We start from the raw sequence: 19065 nt of genomic DNA on the forward strand, positions 1-19065 counted from the left end.
TATATCATAATTAGTGAGTATTCTTTCATTTTTCACAAGGCTCTTCTGCCAAATTAAAGGCATGGTGCAATGTACGTACTGCTAATTCTAAATATTTAGCATCAACGAGTACGGATATCTTTATTTCAGAGGTCGCTATTTGATGAATATTAATACCTTCATCTCCCAATGCTTTAAACATGGTTTCAGCCACTCCGGGATGATTCCACATTCCAACACCCACGACAGATACTTTAGCAATTTCATCGTTGCCTTGCACTGCATCTGCATTTAATGACGCACAAACCGCTTTAAGTAAATGTTTTGCTTGCTGATAGTCCTCACGGTGCACGGTAAAAGTAAAGTCTGTTTTTCCTTGCCCTACCGTGTTCTGTACAATCATATCCACGTCTATATTGGCAGCACCAATAGGCGATAAGATTTGCGCAGCAACGCTCGGTTTATCTGGTACACCAGAAATAGTAATACGTGCTTCTTCTTGATTAAATGCGATACCCGAAATAATAGGCGATTCCATTTCGTTTTCCTCATAGCTAATTAATGTTCCACCGCCCTCTTTAAAACTAGACAGTACGCGCAGTGGTACATTATATTTTCCTGCAAATTCAACCGCGCGGATCTGTAATACCTTGGCGCCTAAACTCGACATTTCAAGCATTTCTTCAAACGTAATACGCTCTAAGCGCCTAGCATTTGGCTCAACGCGCGGATCTGTCGTATAAACGCCATCGACATCCGTATAGATTTGACACTCGTCAGCTTTTAACACAGCAGCCACAGCCACGGCAGAAGTATCACTTCCACCACGCCCTAATGTGGTGATTTCATTGGCCGCATTACGACCTTGAAAACCAGCAACTACAACAACCTGCCCAAGCTTTAGATGCTTTTTCAGATTGTCTGTTTCAACATTTAGAATGCGTGCTTTAGCATGTGTATCATCGGTATTTAAACGGATTTGATCGCCCGTCATAGAAACCGCATCAACACCTAAATGGTGTAATGCCATAGAAAGTAACGCAATAGTCGTTTGCTCTCCAGTGCTCAATAGTACGTCCATTTCTCTTGAACTCGGGGCTACATTTAACTCTTTTGCCAACGCTATCATTCGATTCGTTTCGCCAGCCATTGCTGAAAGTACAACAACGACATCATTCCCTGCATCTTTGCAAGCTTTGACTTTTTTAGCGACTATTTTGATACGATCAACATTAGCTACCGACGTGCCACCATATTTTTGAACTATTAACGCCATTCTTCTTTACACCTCTTTACCCGCTCTTGTAAAGCGGGATATATTCTTATAAACGCGCAGCAAGCCACGGTTCAACGAGTGCTAAAGCAGCTTTTAATGCACTAGCATCATTACCGCCTGCCATTGCCATATCAGGGCGACCGCCACCTTTACCACCAACGGGAGCTGCCACAACATTGACCAATTCTCCCGCTTTGACTTTTTTAGTTAAATCTTTCGTTACACCTACTATCAAGCTAACTTTATCATCTGCAACAGCCGTTCCTAAAACAACAATTCCTGACTGCATTTTATTTTTCATTGCATCTACACTATCACGTAATGACTTTGGGTCAATACCCGGCAAATCAGCAATCACTACTTTTACACCATTGATAATAATAGCATTCGCGACTAAATCTGAACCTGCAGATGCTGCCATTTTAATTTTTAAAGTGTGTAGCTCTTTTTCTAACGCGCGATTACGCTCTAATGTTTGTAATATTTTATCACTTAAAGAAGACGCATCCCCTTTAACAAGCTCGCATGATTTTGTAAATTGGCTCATAACGTCATGTAAAGCGAGTTCAGCAGCTTTACCTACGCACGCCTCAATACGGCGAACACCCGCGGCAATACCTGATTCACTGCGAATAAAGAACAGCCCCATATTACCGGTTCGCGAAGTGTGTGTTCCACCACAAAGCTCCGTTGATAGCGCGCCCATACTTACTACGCGCACCATCTCATCATATTTTTCACCAAATAAGGCCATCGCGCCCGCTGTTTTTGCTTCTTCGATATCACTAAGCTTGGTTAACACGCTTACATTATCGCGAATGGCACTGTTAACTAAATAATTAACCTGCTCTAAAACTTGCGAAGATAAGCCTTCAAAATGAGAGAAATCAAAGCGTAATTTGTCCGCGTCACATAGTGAGCCTTTTTGAGTCACATGCTCGCCTAATGTTTGACGTAATGCAGCATGTAATAAATGCGTGGCAGAATGGTGCAATGCAATCGCTTTACGACGCTCACTGTCTACTTCGGCTATAATTTCATCATGCACACTGATATTGCCACTCTCGACATAGCCAATATGTAAGAACGTATCACCCGATTTTTTAGTATCCGTAACGTTAAAGATGCCATCTTTTAAAACTAAACGACCGCTATCTCCAACCTGACCACCTGATTCTGCATAAAAAGGCGTTTGTTTTAAAATAACGTGTCCGTGTTCACCTTGATTTAAAGCAGGGACTAATTCCCCCTCTTTTACTAAGATGCTAACAGTTGCACTATGTTGCAAATGTTCATAACCTAAAAATTGCGTTTTTTCGTCAAATTTAAGGCCATCATTATAATCAGTACCAAAATGATCCACTTTTTTGGCACGAGTACGTTGTTCATCCATTAATGTATTAAACCCATCAATATCAATTATCAAATCACGTTCACGCGCAATATCTGCCGTTAAATCTGCAGGGAATCCATAAGTATCATAGAGTTTGAAAACAGTCTCACCTGAAATAACGTTACCTTCTAGGCTCTCTAATGCGTTATCAAGGATCTGTAATCCACGTACCAGTGTTTTAGCAAACTGCTCTTCTTCCAAGCGCAATATTTTTTCAACAAAATCACGTTGTTTTCCAAGCTCTGGATAGGTATCACCCATTTGCAAGATTAGTTCACCATAGATTTTAAAGAAGAAAACACCTTGTGCTCCCAGTTTATTACCATGACGTACGGCGCGGCGAATAATTCGGCGCAGTACATATCCACGACCTTCATTTGATGGCATCACACCATCACAAATTAAAAACCCACAAGAACGGATATGATCAGCAACAACACGTAATGATTTATCTTCTAAATCAGTCGCGCCCGTTACCTCTGCTACTTTTTTAATCAAAGCTTGAAATAGATCTATTTCATAATTTGAATGGCAGTTTTGTAAAATAGCAGAAATTCGCTCTAACCCCATTCCCGTATCGACAGACGGTTTAGGAAGATCAACCATAGTGCCATCAGCATGACGGTTATACTGCATGAAAACTAAATTCCAGATTTCAATATAACGATCGCCATCTTCTTCAGGTGTCCCCGGAGGACCGCCCCAAATGTGCTCACCATGATCATAAAATATTTCAGTACAAGGACCACAAGGCCCAGTATCACCCATTGACCAAAAATTATCTTTTGCGCCAATACGTGACAAACACGCAGGATCAACACCTATTTCTTCGATCCAAATTTTTTCCGCTTCCGGATCCTTATCGTAAACAGTGATCCAAAGTTTCTCTTTTGGCAAACCAAGTTCAACGGTTAAGTATTCCCAAGCAAAAGAAATAGCATCGCGCTTAAAATAATCACCGAAACTAAAATTACCTAGCATTTCAAAAAAAGTATGATGGCGCGCGGTATAACCTACATTCTCTAAATCATTATGCTTACCGCCAGCACGAACACAACGTTGACTTGAAGTTGCTCGTACGTAACTACGTTGTTCACTACCAAGGAATGTATCTTTAAATTGGTTCATCCCCGCATTTGTAAACAGTAACGTGGGATCGTTAGCAGGAACGAGTGAGCTGCTGCTCACTACTTGATGGCCTTTGTTGGCAAAGAAATCTAAAAATCCTTGACGGATCTCAGAGGTCGACTTGATCGTAGTCATTTAGTATTCCAAATAAAAGTATTCGTATTAACGCTAAAGCTGATAATAAAACGAAAATATATGTTATTAAATAAATGCAAATATAGCACGCCACAAGAAAGGGGGAAAGCAGGGATATGAACACAACCAAATTAATTACCGCATAATCGATAGGGGCTCTTCATTAAAAGACGACACTTTCGATCCTAATCTTAGATAAAATAAACCACCCGACTATCCACAATATGTTTAATCCTTAGGCACGCCTGTTTATTAACCGTTTCAGAGTGGGATATATATAAAAAGAAGTGCTGGCGACGATCGCCATATCCATTCGTCAGTTAAAAGACTCATTTAGCCAAGCCAATAATGAAAAAACTGTTTTAAAAGAGTGAAGGCTTTATAAAAAGAGGCCTTTGGCGATGCTCGCAACCATCAATCAACGAAACTTGCCAACATAACAGCGTGAGACGGCCCATCGAGCCAGTTAATAACGGACAAACTGTTTTAAAAAAGTGAAGTGTTTATAAAAAGAGGCCTTTGACGACGATCGGCCAAAGTAGTTGACGTCTGATACGATCCCCTAGATCAACTACTTTCCTGTCGATAATACCCTCCAGGACATGCATTGATTAGTCCGATCGTGAATATTACCTGCCGTAAACTCGCCCTACTATCACACAATATGCTTCTGCCTTCGCCGCGCTGTTTATTTCCCATGTGAGAGTGGTCATTTGCCAAGCATTTAACGAAAAAAACGATTTTATATAGTGATGAGTTTAAAAAAAGAGGCGCTTTGTCGATGGACAGGAGTCGCGGAGCTCCTCCGCTCGTAAACTTGCCTGTCGGCAAACTCGCCCTACTATCACACTTAAGGAAAGCAACTTTGTTGCGCTGTTTATTTTCCATGTGAGAGTGGTCATCTAGCCAAGCTAATAACGAAAAAACCCCAGCCCTTCGTAGAAGGACTGGGGTTTATCGTTGGAATTTATTAAGAGAGGCGCTTGGCGACGGTCAGGGCTCGCAGAGCTCCTCCGCTCGTATACATCGCTGTAGCGATACTCGCCCTACTATCACACAATATGTATCTGCCTTCGGCAGGCTATTTATGTTCCATGTTCGAGTAGGTCATTGCCAAGCCTTTAACGAAAAAACCCCAGCCCTTCGTAGAAGGACTGGGGTTTATCGTTAATTAGGCGCTTGGCGATGACCTACTCTCACATGGGGAGACCCCACACTACCATCGGCGCAACTGCGTTTCACTTCTGAGTTCGGCATGGGATCAGGTGGTGCCACAGCGCTATTATCGCCAAGCTAAAAATCTTAATTAGAAAAGCTGGATTGTGTCTAATCTTGCAATTTGTTTCGTAAAATATGTCTTCGCAAACGTATTTGATTGATTACAATCATCTCTTGGTTACTCAATACAATACTTCAAATCTAAGTCTTAATATCTTCACTCTCGCAAAAGAAGATTAATAATCTTCTCAATACTCGAATCTTTTATTAAGCTCAATACTTTTGGGTATTGTATGGTTAAGCCTCACGGGTAATTAGTACAAGTTAGCTCAATACATTACTGTACTTACACACCTTGCCTATCAACGTTGTAGTCTCCAACGGCCCTTTAGGGAGCTTAAAGCTCCAGTGAGAACTCATCTCGAGGCTCGCTTCCCGCTTAGATGCTTTCAGCGGTTATCGATTCCGAACGTAGCTACCGGGCAATGCCATTGGCATGACAACCCGAACACCAGCGGTTCGTCCACTCCGGTCCTCTCGTACTAGGAGCAGCTCCTCTCAATTCTCAAACGCCCACGGCAGATAGGGACCGAACTGTCTCACGACGTTCTAAACCCAGCTCGCGTACCACTTTAAATGGCGAACAGCCATACCCTTGGGACCGACTTCAGCCCCAGGATGTGATGAGCCGACATCGAGGTGCCAAACACCGCCGTCGATATGAACTCTTGGGCGGTATCAGCCTGTTATCCCCGGAGTACCTTTTATCCGTTGAGCGATGGCCCTTCCATTCAGAACCACCGGATCACTATGACCTACTTTCGTACCTGCTCGACGTGTCTGTCTCGCAGTTAAGCTGGCTTATACCATTGTACTAACCTCACGATGTCCGACCGTGATTAGCCAACCTTCGTACTCCTCCGTTACTCTTTAGGAGGAGACCGCCCCAGTCAAACTACCCACCAAACAGTGTCCCAAACCCCGATTCAGGGGCCATGGTTAGAACTCAAAACATACAAGGGTGGTATTTCAAGGTTGACTCCACCAAATCTAGCGACCTGGTTTCATTGCCTCCCACCTATCCTACACATGTAGGCTCTAAGTTCACTGCTAAGCTGTAGTAAAGGTTCACGGGGTCTTTCCGTCTAGCCGCGGGTACACAGCATCTTCACTGCGATTTCAACTTCACTGAGTCTCGGGTGGAGACAGCATGGCCATCATTACGCCATTCGTGCAGGTCGGAACTTACCCGACAAGGAATTTCGCTACCTTAGGACCGTTATAGTTACGGCCGCCGTTTACTGGGGCTTCGATCAAGAGCTTCGCGCAAGCGCTAACCCCATCAATTAACCTTCCAGCACCGGGCAGGCGTCACACCCTATACGTCATCTTACGATTTAGCAGAGTGCTGTGTTTTTAATAAACAGTTGCAGCCATCTGGTATCTTCGGCCTACAACAGCTCCATCCGCAAGGGACTTCACCGTCGTAGGCGTACCTTCTCCCGAAGTTACGGTACCATTTTGCCTAGTTCCTTCACCCGAGTTCTCTCAAGCGCCTTGGTATTCTCTACCTGACCACCTGTGTCGGTTTGGGGTACGATCCTTTATTATCTGAAGCTTAGAGACTTTTCCTGGAAGCATGGCATCAATGACTTCATCACCGTAGTGACTCGACATCGTATCTCAGCGTTAATAGAAACCCGGATTTACCTAAGTCTCCCGCCTACATACTTGAACCTGGACAACCATCGCCAGGCCCACCTAGCCTTCTCCGTCCTCCCATCGCAATAATAAAGGGTACGGGAATATTAACCCGTTTCCCATCGACTACGCCTTTCGGCCTCGCCTTAGGGGTCGACTCACCCTGCCCCGATTAACGTTGGACAGGAACCCTTGGTCTTCCGGCGGGGGGGTTTTTCACCCCCCTTATCGTTACTCATGTCAACATTCGCACTTCTGATACCTCCAGGATGGTTTACACCTTTCCCTTCGACGGCTTACAGAACGCTCCTCTACCATGCATAATAAATTATGCATCCGCAGCTTCGGTGATATGTTTAGCCCCGTTAAATCTTCCGCGCAGACCGACTCGACTAGTGAGCTATTACGCTTTCTTTAAAAGATGGCTGCTTCTAAGCCAACTTCCTAGCTGTCTAAGCCTTTCCACATCGTTTCCCACTTAACATATACTTTGGGACCTTAGCTGGCGGTCTGGGTTGTTTCCCTTTCCACGACGGACGTTAGCACCCGCCGTGTGTCTCCCATGATTGCACTTGTTGGTATTCGGAGTTTGCATAGGGTTGGTAAGTCGGGATGACCCCCTAGCCTAAACAGTGCTCTACCCCCAACAGTGATACATGAGGCGCTACCTAAATAGCTTTCGAGGAGAACCAGCTATCTCTTGGTTTGATTGGCCTTTCACCCCCAGCCACAAGTCATCCCCTAATTTTTCAACATTAGTGGGTTCGGTCCTCCAGTTGATGTTACTCAACCTTCAACCTGCTCATGGCTAGATCACCAAGTTTCGGGTCTAATCCCAGCAACTATTCGCCCAGTTAAGACTCGGTTTCCCTACGGCTCCCCTAAACGGTTAACCTTGCTACTGAAATTAAGTCGTTGACCCATTATACAAAAGGTACGCAGTCACCGAACTAAGTCGGCTCCTACTGCTTGTACGTACACGGTTTCAGGTTCTATTTCACTCCCCTCACAGGGGTTCTTTTCGCCTTTCCCTCACGGTACTGGTTCACTATCGGTCAATTAGGAGTATTTAGCCTTGGAGGATGGTCCCCCCATATTCAGTCAGGATTTCTCGTGTCCCGACCTACTCGTTTTCACTATAAAGAAGTTGTCATATACGGGACTATCACCCTGTATCGTTGCACTTTCCAGAGCATTCTACTAACTTCTAAACAGCTTAAGGGCTGTTCCAATTTCGCTCGCCGCTACTATCGGAATCTCGGTTGATTTCTTTTCCTAAGGGTACTTAGATGTTTCAGTTCCCCTCGTTCGCTTCGTTAAGCTATGTATTCACTTAACGATGACACTAAGTGCCGGGTTGCCCCATTCGGAAATTCCAGGATATAACGCTTGTTATCAACTCCCCTGGACTTATCGCAGATTACCACGTCCTTCATCGCCTCTAATTGCCTAGGCATCCACCGTGCACGCTTATTCACTTAACCATACAATACCTAAAGATACTGTCTTTAAGCGTTTTTATGAATATTAATAACATTCAAAAAACACATAAGATTATAAAATTTAGATGTTATATGTCGTTTCCAAGACGCTTGCGATCCTCATATTTTACTATGAAAAACACATTCGTTTTTCGTGCACCTATCAGTTATAAATAACTGAGTAGATACGTACAAACTGCACTTCACTTACGTGAATTGCAGCTGTTTTTATTTTTGCTTGATTACAGTAATTAATATAAATACTAATTACTGAGAACAATTTCGTTTATACTTAACGTAATATGCATATGTAATAAAGCATCCAGTGGATGGTTTATTATGCTAATACGTTAAGTAAGAACTTTATCAGCTTTCCTAATTGTTAAAGAGCAAACTTCGTAAAAAGTTTTTGATAAATTTAATAACTTATCGAAAACTTCTATTATCTTGGTTTTCATGTCGGTACACTTCATAAGAAGTGGTGGAGCTATGCGGGATCGAACCGCAGACCTCCTGCGTGCAAGGCAGGCGCTCTCCCAGCTGAGCTATAGCCCCAACATGGTTTTTGTATAGATATTAGTTGGCCATTATTTTGGATTTAATCAAGGCAAATGATGGCGTAGTTTAGTCTTTTCTAAACGAGCTTTCATTTAACACAGAGTAAATCAAAAATTGGTGGGTCTGGGCAGATTTGAACTGCCGACCTCACCCTTATCAGGGGTGCGCTCTAACCAACTGAGCTACAGACCCAACTAAAGTAATTGTGGGTCTGGACAGATTTGAAAAATCAAAGCCGACCTCACCGCTCTTTATAAGCGATACAATTATCTATACATCTCTTTATCATTCTAATCAAACAATCTGTGTGGACACTAAACGTGTTTCTTTCGTATAAGGAGGTGATCCAGCCCCAGGTTCCCCTAGGGCTACCTTGTTACGACTTCACCCCAGTCATGAACCACACCGTGGTCATCGCCATCCCCGAAAGGTTAAGCTAATGACTTCTGGTGCAGCCCACTCCCATGGTGTGACGGGCGGTGTGTACAAGGCCCGGGAACGTATTCACCGTGGCATTCTGATCCACGATTACTAGCGATTCCAACTTCACGGAGTCGAGTTGCAGACTCCGATCCGGACTACGACAGACTTTATGAGATTCGCATACCCTCGCAGGTTAGCAACCCTTTGTATCTGCCATTGTAGCACGTGTGTAGCCCATCCCGTAAGGGCCATGATGACTTGACGTCGTCCCCACCTTCCTCCGGTTTATCACCGGCAGTCTCCCTAAAGTTCCCGGCATGACCCGCTGGCAAGTAAGGATAAGGGTTGCGCTCGTTGCGGGACTTAACCCAACATTTCACAACACGAGCTGACGACAGCCATGCAGCACCTGTCTCAGAGTTCCCGAAGGCACTCATCTATCTCTAGGCGATTCTCTGGATGTCAAGGGATGGTAAGGTTCTTCGCGTTGCATCGAATTAAACCACATGCTCCACCGCTTGTGCGGGCCCCCGTCAATTCATTTGAGTTTTAACCTTGCGGCCGTACTCCCCAGGCGGTCTATTTAATGCGTTAGCTTTGAAACCCACGGCATATAGCCACAAACTTCTAATAGACATCGTTTACTGCGTGGACTACCGGGGTATCTAATCCCGTTTGCTCCCCACGCCTTCGCGCCTCAGTGTCAGTCTTTGTCCAGGTGGCCGCCTTCGCCACTGGTATTCCTTCAGATCTCTACGCATTTCACCGCTACACCTGAAATTCTACCACCCTCTACAAAACTCTAGTCAACCAGTTTCAAATGCAGTTCCAAGGTTGAGCCCTGGGCTTTCACATCTGACTTAATTAACCACCTACGCGCGCTTTACGCCCAGTAATTCCGATTAACGCTCGCACCCTCCGTATTACCGCGGCTGCTGGCACGGAGTTAGCCGGTGCTTCTTCTGCGAGTAACGTCACAGATAGCAGTTATTAACTACTACCCTTTCCTCCTCGCTGAAAGTGCTTTACAACCCGAAAGCCTTCTTCACACACGCGGCATGGCTGCATCAGAGTTTCCTCCATTGTGCAATATTCCCCACTGCTGCCTCCCGTAGGAGTCTGGACCGTGTCTCAGTTCCAGTGTGGCTGGTCATCCTCTAAGACCAGCTAGGGATCGTCGCCTTGGTAAGCCATTACCTTACCAACTAGCTAATCCCACTTGGGCTACTCTAAACGCGCAAGGCCCGAAGGTCCCCTGCTTTGGTCCGTAGACATTATGCGGTATTAGCAGTCGTTTCCAACTGTTGTCCCCCACGTTAAGGCATATTCCCAAGCATTACTCACCCGTCCGCCACTCGTCAGCAAAGTAGCAAGCTACTCTCTGTTACCGTTCGACTTGCATGTGTTAAGCCTGCCGCCAGCGTTCAATCTGAGCCATGATCAAACTCTTCAATTTAAAGTTTAATTTGCAATGTTGTTACCAACAATGCGACTCAATATTACTGACTAAAACTAAGTAACTAATCAACTAGTGAAAAGTACTTGTTGTTATTCTGAATTAATGAATTAATTCGTGTGTCACTGATATTGATTCTTTTTGTCCTCTTAATGAAGTTGCAAAGCAAAATCACCATAAGGACTTTTTTGAAATCATCATCTAGTGCCCACACAGATTGTTTGATTAAATTGTTAAAGAGCGTGCCTTTCGGCAGGTGCGTATAATACGTCACCAGTGAGATTTGTCAACGCTTTAATTTAAGTTAATAATCAAATCGTTGTCTCACCAAACACTGCGTAACTCGCGTTACTTGCTGTGTCTGTGGGGTCGCATTATAGGGAGTTCATCGACATTGGCAAGGCTTTATTTACATTAAATTAAAATAAACACTTTAATGATTGTTTAGTAATCAATTTGTGTTTTTTATACTCTTTTCTCCCTTAAAACACCGATTAATATTAACTTAGCTCGCCACGTAAGTTTGTCGTTAATAACTCGGCCACGACATGCGTCGGTAAATCTTGGCTTAATAAGTAATAAAGTTTAGTTATCACCGTTTCTGTCGTCATATCTAAACCACTGATCACACCCGCTGCTTGTAATGAGTTTCCCGTTGCATATCCGCCCATATTAACCTTACCTTTTAAACATTGGCTGCAGTTAACAATTAACACACCTCTGTCGGTGGCTTCTTTTAATATCGTTAGCAGCTTTTCATCTTGTTGCGCATTACCAATCCCATAAGTCAGTAAAACTAAAGCTTGTAATGGACCTTTTAATACGTTTTCAAGAATACTCCAATCAATCCCAGGGAAAAGAGGAAGAATGAGCACCGATTGCCTTTTAATTTCACTCACTCGTAAACGCGTATTGAGCAGTTCCTGTTTACTACCTGCAATGTTTCTTATTTCAATACCGGCTTCTAATAATGCAGGATAGTTTGGTGAGACAAAAGCATCAAAACCATCGGCATCTTGTTTGCTACTACGATTGCCACGAAACAGTTGGTTATTAAAAAATAAGCTCACTTCATTGATCGGATGATAAGCTGCTATATATAAGGCATTTAATAAGTTAATACGCGCATCGGTGCGTAATTGTGATAATGGAATTTGCGATCCCGTAATGATCACAGGTTTAGACAGATTTTCAAAAACAAAAGAAAGCGCAGATGCGGTATAAGACATCGTATCGGTACCATGCAATATAATAAAACCATCGAAATCATGATAACGCGCTTGGATATCGAGTGCTAACGTTTGCCATATATCAGGCGAGACATTAGCTGAATCAATTAAGGGATCATATTCATAAATTTCAAAATCCGGCATATCCTCATGAAAAAACTCTGGCATATCTGCAATAGTTTGTGAAAGATAGCCCGCAACAGGTACAAAACCTTCTTTTGACGGTTTCATACCAATCGTGCCACCGGTATAAGCTATATAGATACGTTTTTTCTTCGCCATTTTTCTCTCTTTATATAAAGTGAATATTGCCTACGTTATACCGCTTCTATTTACAGATGTAAAATCACTAGACTAAATTTGCTAGCGCTTCTCACCATAAACGGAAACGGAAACGCTGTGATCCTACCTTGCTGTTTTATACAACAGAGCAACAACAAAGAGGTGTTCCTTCTTTTTACTTATCACTTTAGTTGCATCTCGACCCATTGTTTTACTTGTGCAAAACGATATTTCTCTAATTTTGCAAACGCAAAGATTTTACGCGCCTTTATACGTCTAAAAATGGGAGTGCTTAAACCACACAAGAAACGCGCGATCAAAGTTGCACTATGATGTACACCTAATTTTTCTTGGATCTCTTGGGTTAATGAATAAAAATTTAATTCATTAACAGGGACTAACCTCTCCACTTCAGGCATCCTTGCTATATTCCCGGCGCAAACGCTACAATGCAAACATGCCCCCTTTAACTTTGGATCTGAAAAATATTGTGCTAATTGCAAATTCAAACAACGATCACTTGCAAAAAAGTTAATTAAAAAATGGATCCGCTGGATCTCACTTTGCTCTTTTTCAATAAAACGACGTAATAACAAGTCATGTAATTCACTATTAATAGGTTTATCTAAAATATGATAAACCAAGGTCATCTGCTTCGTTTGTAATTCTATTAAGCCTTGTTGTGCCAAATAATCAATCGCAGTGATCACGCGACTACGCGGGCTTTGATCGATCTGCTCTAATTTTTCAAAATTAAGGGTAGCCCAAGTCCGTGCTTTGTCTGAGCTTTCTAATATGACTTTTACAAAATGAAGTCTTTCATCTTTAAAACGAGCGAGTAACTGTGCTTCTGGCACTAACAGTTTATAGCGATACTCTGCGTAATAACTATATGCAGGGCTTAGCACCCCTTCTAATTCCAAATACACCAGTAATGTTTTAAGGGCAAGCAAGCGGATATTCGATTTATCTGACAGACTATTCATTAATACCTCCCACTGCGATCCAGATTTCTTTATTTCTGAAAAGATAAAATCAATGCCAGAGGCCTCTGGTGTGTCACTATAAACAAAGTTTTCCAGTACATTAAGATTACTGACGTTCGCTAATAACAAACAATCACTACTTTGACCATCACGGCCCGCACGGCCAATTTCTTGAGCGTAATTTTCAATCGATTTAGGAAGATCATAATGCACAACAAAACGGATGTTACTTTTATCTATGCCCATACCAAACGCTATCGTTGCGACGATTAAAGATAACTCTCCTGACATAAAACGCTGCTGTATCGAAATGCGATCCTCGCTGTTCATTCCGGCATGATATGCCTGTGCAACAATACCTGCCCGCGTTAAAGCTTGGGCTACCTTTTCAGCACTATGTTGTAATGTCACATATACAATTCCCGCTTGCCCCAAGCGCGGTTGTAACCATGGGATCAAGGTTGTTAATTTATCGGCTTCCGATACACCCTGAACGTCTAAGTTTAAATTGCTACGATAAGATCCTGTTTGGGTAATGTTTTCAGGGGATATTGAAAATTTACTCGCCATATCCGCAATCACTTTAGAGGTCGCTGTTGCGGTTAATAACAAAACCTGTGCAATATTAAATTCCTTACGATATTGCGCTAGCTTTAAATAATCTGGGCGAAAGTTGTGGCCCCACTCAGAAATACAATGCGCTTCATCAACCACTAATAAAGAAATACGAATTGTTTTTAAAAACAAACGAAAGCGCTCACTGTTTAAACGCTCCACAGAAATAAACAGGATCTTAATATTACCTTCAGAAACTTGTCGATAAACATCCGCTGATTGCGCTGCACTTTGCATCGATTGAATACTGGCAGCCGAAATACCTTTTTGATGTAAAAAATCAAGCTGATCTTGGATCAATGCAAGTAAGGGAGATACCACCAAGGTTAAATGAGGAAGACACAATGCCGGAAGTTGATAACATAATGATTTACCCGATCCGGTTGGAAAAATAGCGGCTGCACTTTGCGCGTTTAATAACGCCTTGATCACTGGTTCCTGACCTTCTCTAAAAGAGTCAAAACCAAAATATTTTTGTAATTTGTTATACATTTTATCGACCCTTAAGATCCTTATTTGTTCACAAAGGTAAAATCACCTATATAAAAGAAGGAGAATATAATATTCTCCTCTTTTTTATAAAAGATACTTTCATGCGAATTCATGCTCTACACCGTCTTTATAAACACCGTTTAGCACAATCTACTCGTCCCTTTTTAGCACGAGGAGGTCGAATAAAGCGATGTTTGAATTGTATGTTATTGCCTAATTTATGTATCTGCTTAATAAAAAAAACAGTCTCGACACAAAGTGCCTTTTTGATCCTCATGTATGATGATGAGATATTAAAACCCAGCAATACAGGTAGGCTAATTGCCGACCTTATCCCTGATACGTTTGCATACATTTGGTCAAGAACCCAACCTGATAGTAAAATGCTGACCTTACTCAAAGATCCAAAATGGCAACCTATTGTTATTTTCCCAGCAGAATACGCGCAGCAAGAGAAAGTTTTGTTGAGCTATCTTCCAAGCTCAACTAAACGCCCTTTATTTATTTTACTTGATGGTAGTTGGGCGCAAGCCAAAAAGATGTTTCGTAAAAGCCCCTATCTTGAAAACTTCCCGGTGCTTTCTTTTGATCCTAAAAACATATCGCGTTATTTAGTACGTAAAGCAAGTAAAGACAATCAACTAGCAACCGCAGAAGTGGCAGCTCGCGCTTTAGAATTTATACACGAAAGCGCTAATGCAAGTCTACTCGACCTACTTTTTGAAACCTTTAAAGAAAACTACCTGTTAGGTAAAGAGCGTAAAAGCTTACCAGCCCATGCAACACAATTTGAATTAGAAAAACAATTTAGGCACCTATAATACCAAAGGAACTAAAGAAGTGATCCGTTTTGCTTTTTGAAATTATCCCACCCTGCGTTGTGAGTTTTGAAGTGAGAACAACTATCTCCTGCAACTCACGCCTTGTTAGTGTTAATTTTTCCTGCGCAATACATGAAAGCTGAATTAATTCCTTTGGTATAAGCCAGCGTGGCCCTTAATTCATTACTTCAACTACTTCGTTTCAATGTTGCGCTCTGATAAATTATCCGAAACAATTTGAGAGTCTTTGTGCGCATAAAATTTAACTTGAAATGTCGTGTCCGCGCTTAACAACTCAACTTTATGCCAATATTCAGGGGGAGATACTGCCACCTCTCCCATATAAATAATAAATTCTTGCTCTATTTTCCCACGGCGTTCATTAAAGCCATAAAATTTGAGGGATCCTGCTAACACACAAATTTCGCCATAAACGCCGGCTTTTGTATTATGTTCAAATAAAAACAATTTAGGAACATTATCTTTATTCATGATCGAGCTACTTTTATAATGTACAAAACTTTTAGGTATTGTCATTGCGCTACTTCCTTATCATTATACGTTCGATTAAGTTGTATTATTGATGTCCTAGCCACTCAATAATAAACATTTTAACTTGCTCAATATCATTAATATTTAATACCGGCAAACGATGCTTTACCCTAATATTATCAGATATTAAAGCAATAATCGAAGCGTCATTAGGATACAAAAATGGCTTATTTAAAATACTGCGATGTAATTCGATTTTCGCAAAACCTTCGTCTCTATACCCCTCTACCAATACAAGATCCAATTCGTCCGTCTTTAAAAGAGTCAATTGATCTATTAATTTCCGATCCGCAGATTGTGCATACTCTTTAAATAAAATAGAACGCTTTGTTCCCGCTAACACTAATTGAGAAAGACCCGCTTTACGTAAACGAAAACTATCTTTACCTGGTTTATCAAGCTCAATATCGTGATGACTGTGCTTGATCAACGCAATTTTTAATCCGTATGCAGTTAATAATGGGATCAGCTTTTCAAGTAACGTGGTTTTCCCTGTGCCGCTAAACGCTGCAAAACCTAATACGGGAATAGGGAATTCAATTAATAATGACATTATTTAACCTTATGCTAACCGAAGTAATTAAGCTATTGTACTGCATCCCTTCGCCATAACAGGAATTATCAATGCCATATCTTCATGAATTCTTAATGATCACAATTGTGCATTTATTAGCGGTGATGAGTCCCGGTCCAGACTTTGCAATTGTTATCCGTCAAAGTATCCGCTTTGGTCGCAAAACAGCGATAATAACCAGTTTAGGGATCGGTGCAGGGATAGCTGTTCATGTGAGTTATACTTTACTCGGGATTGGTTTCCTTATTACTCAATCTAAACCCATCTTTGTTGCCGTACAAATTATTGGGGCGCTTTATCTCACTTATCTCGGAATAAAACTACTGCTAAGCAAAACGAATTTAGATGTGCAAGAAGAGCAATTAGAAAGTATTCAGGAGGACACGCGCCATCATCAAAAAGCCTTCTTATTAGGTTTTCTTACTAATATTTTAAACCCCAAAGCGGCGCTGTTTTTCTTAGCCATTTTTACAACCATAGTAAGTGTAAACACCCCTTTAGCAGTACAATCAATCTACGGTATATGGATAGTTTTAAGCACCATGTTGTGGTTTTCTTTGGTGTCATTTTTATTCACCCGAAAAAGCATCCGCAGTAAATTTATTCGCTATAGCGTAATATTTGAACGTGCGATGGGTATTATTTTACTTGCATTTGCTGCTCGCCTCGCCATCGCACTAATTTAAGATCAAGTGAACATTACAACTGCATCAGTGACTATTACAATGTATAAATTCTTTTATAGATTGTAATAGCGCTCAACCAAAAATAGTATTAAGCAACATCATGTCCTTTTGATGCAACCCAGATCCGATACCATTGCTCAGTCGTCATCTGTAATTGTAATGCGCCTGCTGCCTCTTTTACGCGTTTAATGTTACCGCTACCCACCAAAGCAACCGGTCCCGATGGATGTTTTAATACCCACGTAAAAATAACCTGAGTCATTGAATGGGTACCGAGTTCTTCGGCTATTTGTATAAAAGTATGACGTAAACGGGCTGTTTGTGCGTTTTTCTCATTAAAAATAGCCCCTCCAGCTAAGCATGACCAAGCCATAGGGTGAATATGATGCTGTTGTAATAGATCCGAACTACCATCTTCAAGCACAGAAAAATTAAGAGGGTTGATTTCAATTTGGTTGGTGATAAGGGGCTTATCTAAACATGATTGTAACAATGAAAATTGTGTATTGTTAAAATTAGAAACACCAAAATGTTGCACTTTACCACTATTTTTTAATTCACCAAAAGCATCTGCGACTTGCCCTGCATCCATTAAAAAATCAGGACGATGTACCAACAAAGCATCTAGTTGCTCAACCCCTAAGCGCTGTAATGATCTTTCAACTGATGCGATAATACTTTTTTTACTGCTATCATAATGCGCTACATATTTTGTATCTTGCCCAGATATAACACCATTAATGCCAAATTTCGAAACCAGTTGGATCTGCTCGCGCATTGAGGGATCAAGTTTCAAAGCCTCTCCAAATAAACGCTCACTATCTCCATAAATTGCCGCATTATCGACCGTACTAATACCTAGTTCAACATGTTGTTTGAGAAAAGATAGACGCTCTTGTGCAGACATATTCCACGCCGCCAAACGCCAATAACCTTGCACTATTTTTGAAAATTTAGGGCCTTGAGGCGCCATTAACACTTTCCCAACTAAGCTCATGATCCACTCCAAGTAAGTAATTTAACGTTTACTTTATCATTCCCCCCATGCGTAAAATGTGAAGGGAACAGATCTATTACATTTAGTAACAAATTTATTCGATGCACTTACTTTATAGGAAAATTCGAATTGAACCGAGAATTCCAATATGAATTACCAACTGTAAAGGAGCCTTTAACGAGTAAGATCGTAGATCCTGAGACAAACCGCTGTTCTTTGCTCTGTTAATTGTCTAACGGTGTAGTCTTAACATCCTAAAACGAAAAACCGCTAAGTTAATTAAAACTTAGCGGGTTATTATTAATGTGCTTAGCGAGCAGGAGACGAACCGCTGTTCTTACAGTGCTTAATGAGTCGCATAATACATATAACGAATAAGCATCTAAAAGCAAAAAGCCCGTAACGTATTGAAACGTTACGAACTATTCTAATGTGCTTAGCGAGCAGGAGACGAACCGCTACTCTTTACTTTGTTAATTGTCTAACGGTGCAGTATTAACTAATCAAACATCCTAAAACGAAAAAACCCGCTAAATTAATTAAAACTTAGCGGGCTATTCTTAATGTGCTTAGCGAGTAGGAGGCGAACCGCTACTCTTACAGTGCTTAATGAATCGCAGAATAAGTATCTAAAAGCAAAAAGCCCGTAACGTATTGAAACGTTACGGGCTATTCTAATGTGCTTAGCGAGCAGGAGACGAACCGCTACTCTTTACTTTGTTAATTGTCTAACGGTGCAGTATTAACTAATCAAACATCCTAAAACGAAAAAACCCGCTAAGTTAATTAAAACTTAGCGGGTTATTATTAATGTGCTTAGCGAGTAGGAGACGAACCGCTGTTCTTACCGTGCTTAATGAATCGCAGAATAAGTATCTAAAAGCAAAAAGCCCGTAACGTATTGAAACGTTACGGGCTATTCTAAATGTGCTTAGCGAGTAGGAGGCGAACCGCTGTTCTTACCGTGCTTAATGAATCGCAGAATAAGTATCTAAAAGCAAAAAGCCCGTAACGTATTGAAACGTTACGGGCTATTCTAATGTGCTTAGCGAGTAGGAGACGAACCGCTGTTCTTACCGTGCT

The 19065-nt window shown here is 41.6% G+C and carries 9 protein-coding genes, 2 tRNA genes and 3 rRNA genes; 2 read left to right on the forward strand and 12 right to left on the reverse strand.

All coding sequences use genetic code 11. The features are described from left to right. Positions 1 to 25: 25 nt before the first annotated feature. The 9 genes from PCNPT3_RS12280 to PCNPT3_RS12320 form a co-directional block, all read right to left on the reverse strand. A complete protein-coding gene (locus PCNPT3_RS12280) occupies positions 26 to 1255 on the reverse strand; it encodes an aspartate kinase (protein ID WP_015466175.1) in 1230 nt (409 codons plus the stop codon). Positions 1256 to 1301: 46 nt separating this feature from the next. Beyond that, positions 1302 to 3911, reverse strand: a complete 2610-nt coding sequence (gene alaS, locus PCNPT3_RS12285; RefSeq protein WP_015466176.1) for an alanine--tRNA ligase — start codon at positions 3909 to 3911, stop codon at positions 1302 to 1304. 1177 nt (positions 3912 to 5088) lie between these two features. After that, positions 5089 to 5204, reverse strand: a 5S ribosomal RNA gene (gene rrf / locus PCNPT3_RS12290). 218 nt (positions 5205 to 5422) lie between these two features. After that, a 23S ribosomal RNA gene (locus tag PCNPT3_RS12295) occupies positions 5423 to 8314 on the reverse strand. Positions 8315 to 8790: 476 nt separating this feature from the next. Further along, positions 8791 to 8866: transfer RNA gene (locus PCNPT3_RS12300), tRNA-Ala, on the reverse strand. 118 nt (positions 8867 to 8984) lie between these two features. Continuing rightward, a tRNA-Ile gene (locus PCNPT3_RS12305) sits at positions 8985 to 9061 on the reverse strand. 142 nt (positions 9062 to 9203) lie between these two features. Next, a 16S ribosomal RNA gene (locus PCNPT3_RS12310) occupies positions 9204 to 10748 on the reverse strand. The 16S, 23S and 5S rRNA genes sit together here with 2 tRNA genes alongside, the layout of an rRNA operon. A 500-nt stretch (positions 10749 to 11248) precedes the next feature. Beyond that, positions 11249 to 12259, reverse strand: a complete 1011-nt coding sequence (ansA, locus tag PCNPT3_RS12315; RefSeq protein ID WP_015466177.1) for an asparaginase — start codon at positions 12257 to 12259, stop codon at positions 11249 to 11251. 182 nt (positions 12260 to 12441) lie between these two features. Continuing rightward, a complete protein-coding gene (locus PCNPT3_RS12320) occupies positions 12442 to 14352 on the reverse strand; it encodes a RecQ family ATP-dependent DNA helicase (protein WP_015466178.1) in 1911 nt (636 codons plus the stop codon). Positions 14353 to 14453: 101 nt separating this feature from the next. Between PCNPT3_RS12320 and PCNPT3_RS12325 the strand changes: the two genes are divergently transcribed. After that, positions 14454 to 15173 (forward strand): tRNA-uridine aminocarboxypropyltransferase, encoded by a 720-nt coding sequence (locus PCNPT3_RS12325; RefSeq protein ID WP_041771312.1) that lies wholly within the window; start codon positions 14454 to 14456, stop codon positions 15171 to 15173. Positions 15174 to 15365: 192 nt separating this feature from the next. Here the strand turns inward: PCNPT3_RS12325 and PCNPT3_RS12330 are convergent, their stop codons facing one another. Both PCNPT3_RS12330 and mobB read right to left on the reverse strand, forming a co-directional pair. Beyond that, entirely contained in the window at positions 15366 to 15710 is a 345-nt protein-coding gene (locus tag PCNPT3_RS12330; RefSeq protein WP_015466180.1) for a DUF1971 domain-containing protein, read from the reverse strand. Between the two features lie 40 nt (positions 15711 to 15750). Continuing rightward, positions 15751 to 16278, reverse strand: coding sequence for a molybdopterin-guanine dinucleotide biosynthesis protein B (gene mobB / locus PCNPT3_RS12335; RefSeq protein WP_015466181.1), 528 nt, complete (start codon positions 16276 to 16278; stop codon positions 15751 to 15753). 71 nt (positions 16279 to 16349) lie between these two features. Between mobB and PCNPT3_RS12340 the strand changes: the two genes are divergently transcribed. After that, positions 16350 to 16985: a LysE family translocator gene (locus PCNPT3_RS12340; protein ID WP_015466182.1), complete on the forward strand. Its 636-nt coding sequence runs from the start codon at positions 16350 to 16352 to the stop codon at positions 16983 to 16985. Between the two features lie 88 nt (positions 16986 to 17073). Here PCNPT3_RS12340 and PCNPT3_RS12345 read toward each other — a convergent pair whose 3' ends face one another. Beyond that, entirely contained in the window at positions 17074 to 17982 is a 909-nt protein-coding gene (locus tag PCNPT3_RS12345) for an aldo/keto reductase (RefSeq protein WP_015466183.1), read from the reverse strand. Positions 17983 to 19065 lie beyond the last annotated feature (1083 nt).

The organism is Psychromonas sp. CNPT3, assembly GCF_000153405.2.
Classification (GTDB): domain Bacteria; phylum Pseudomonadota; class Gammaproteobacteria; order Enterobacterales; family Psychromonadaceae; genus Psychromonas.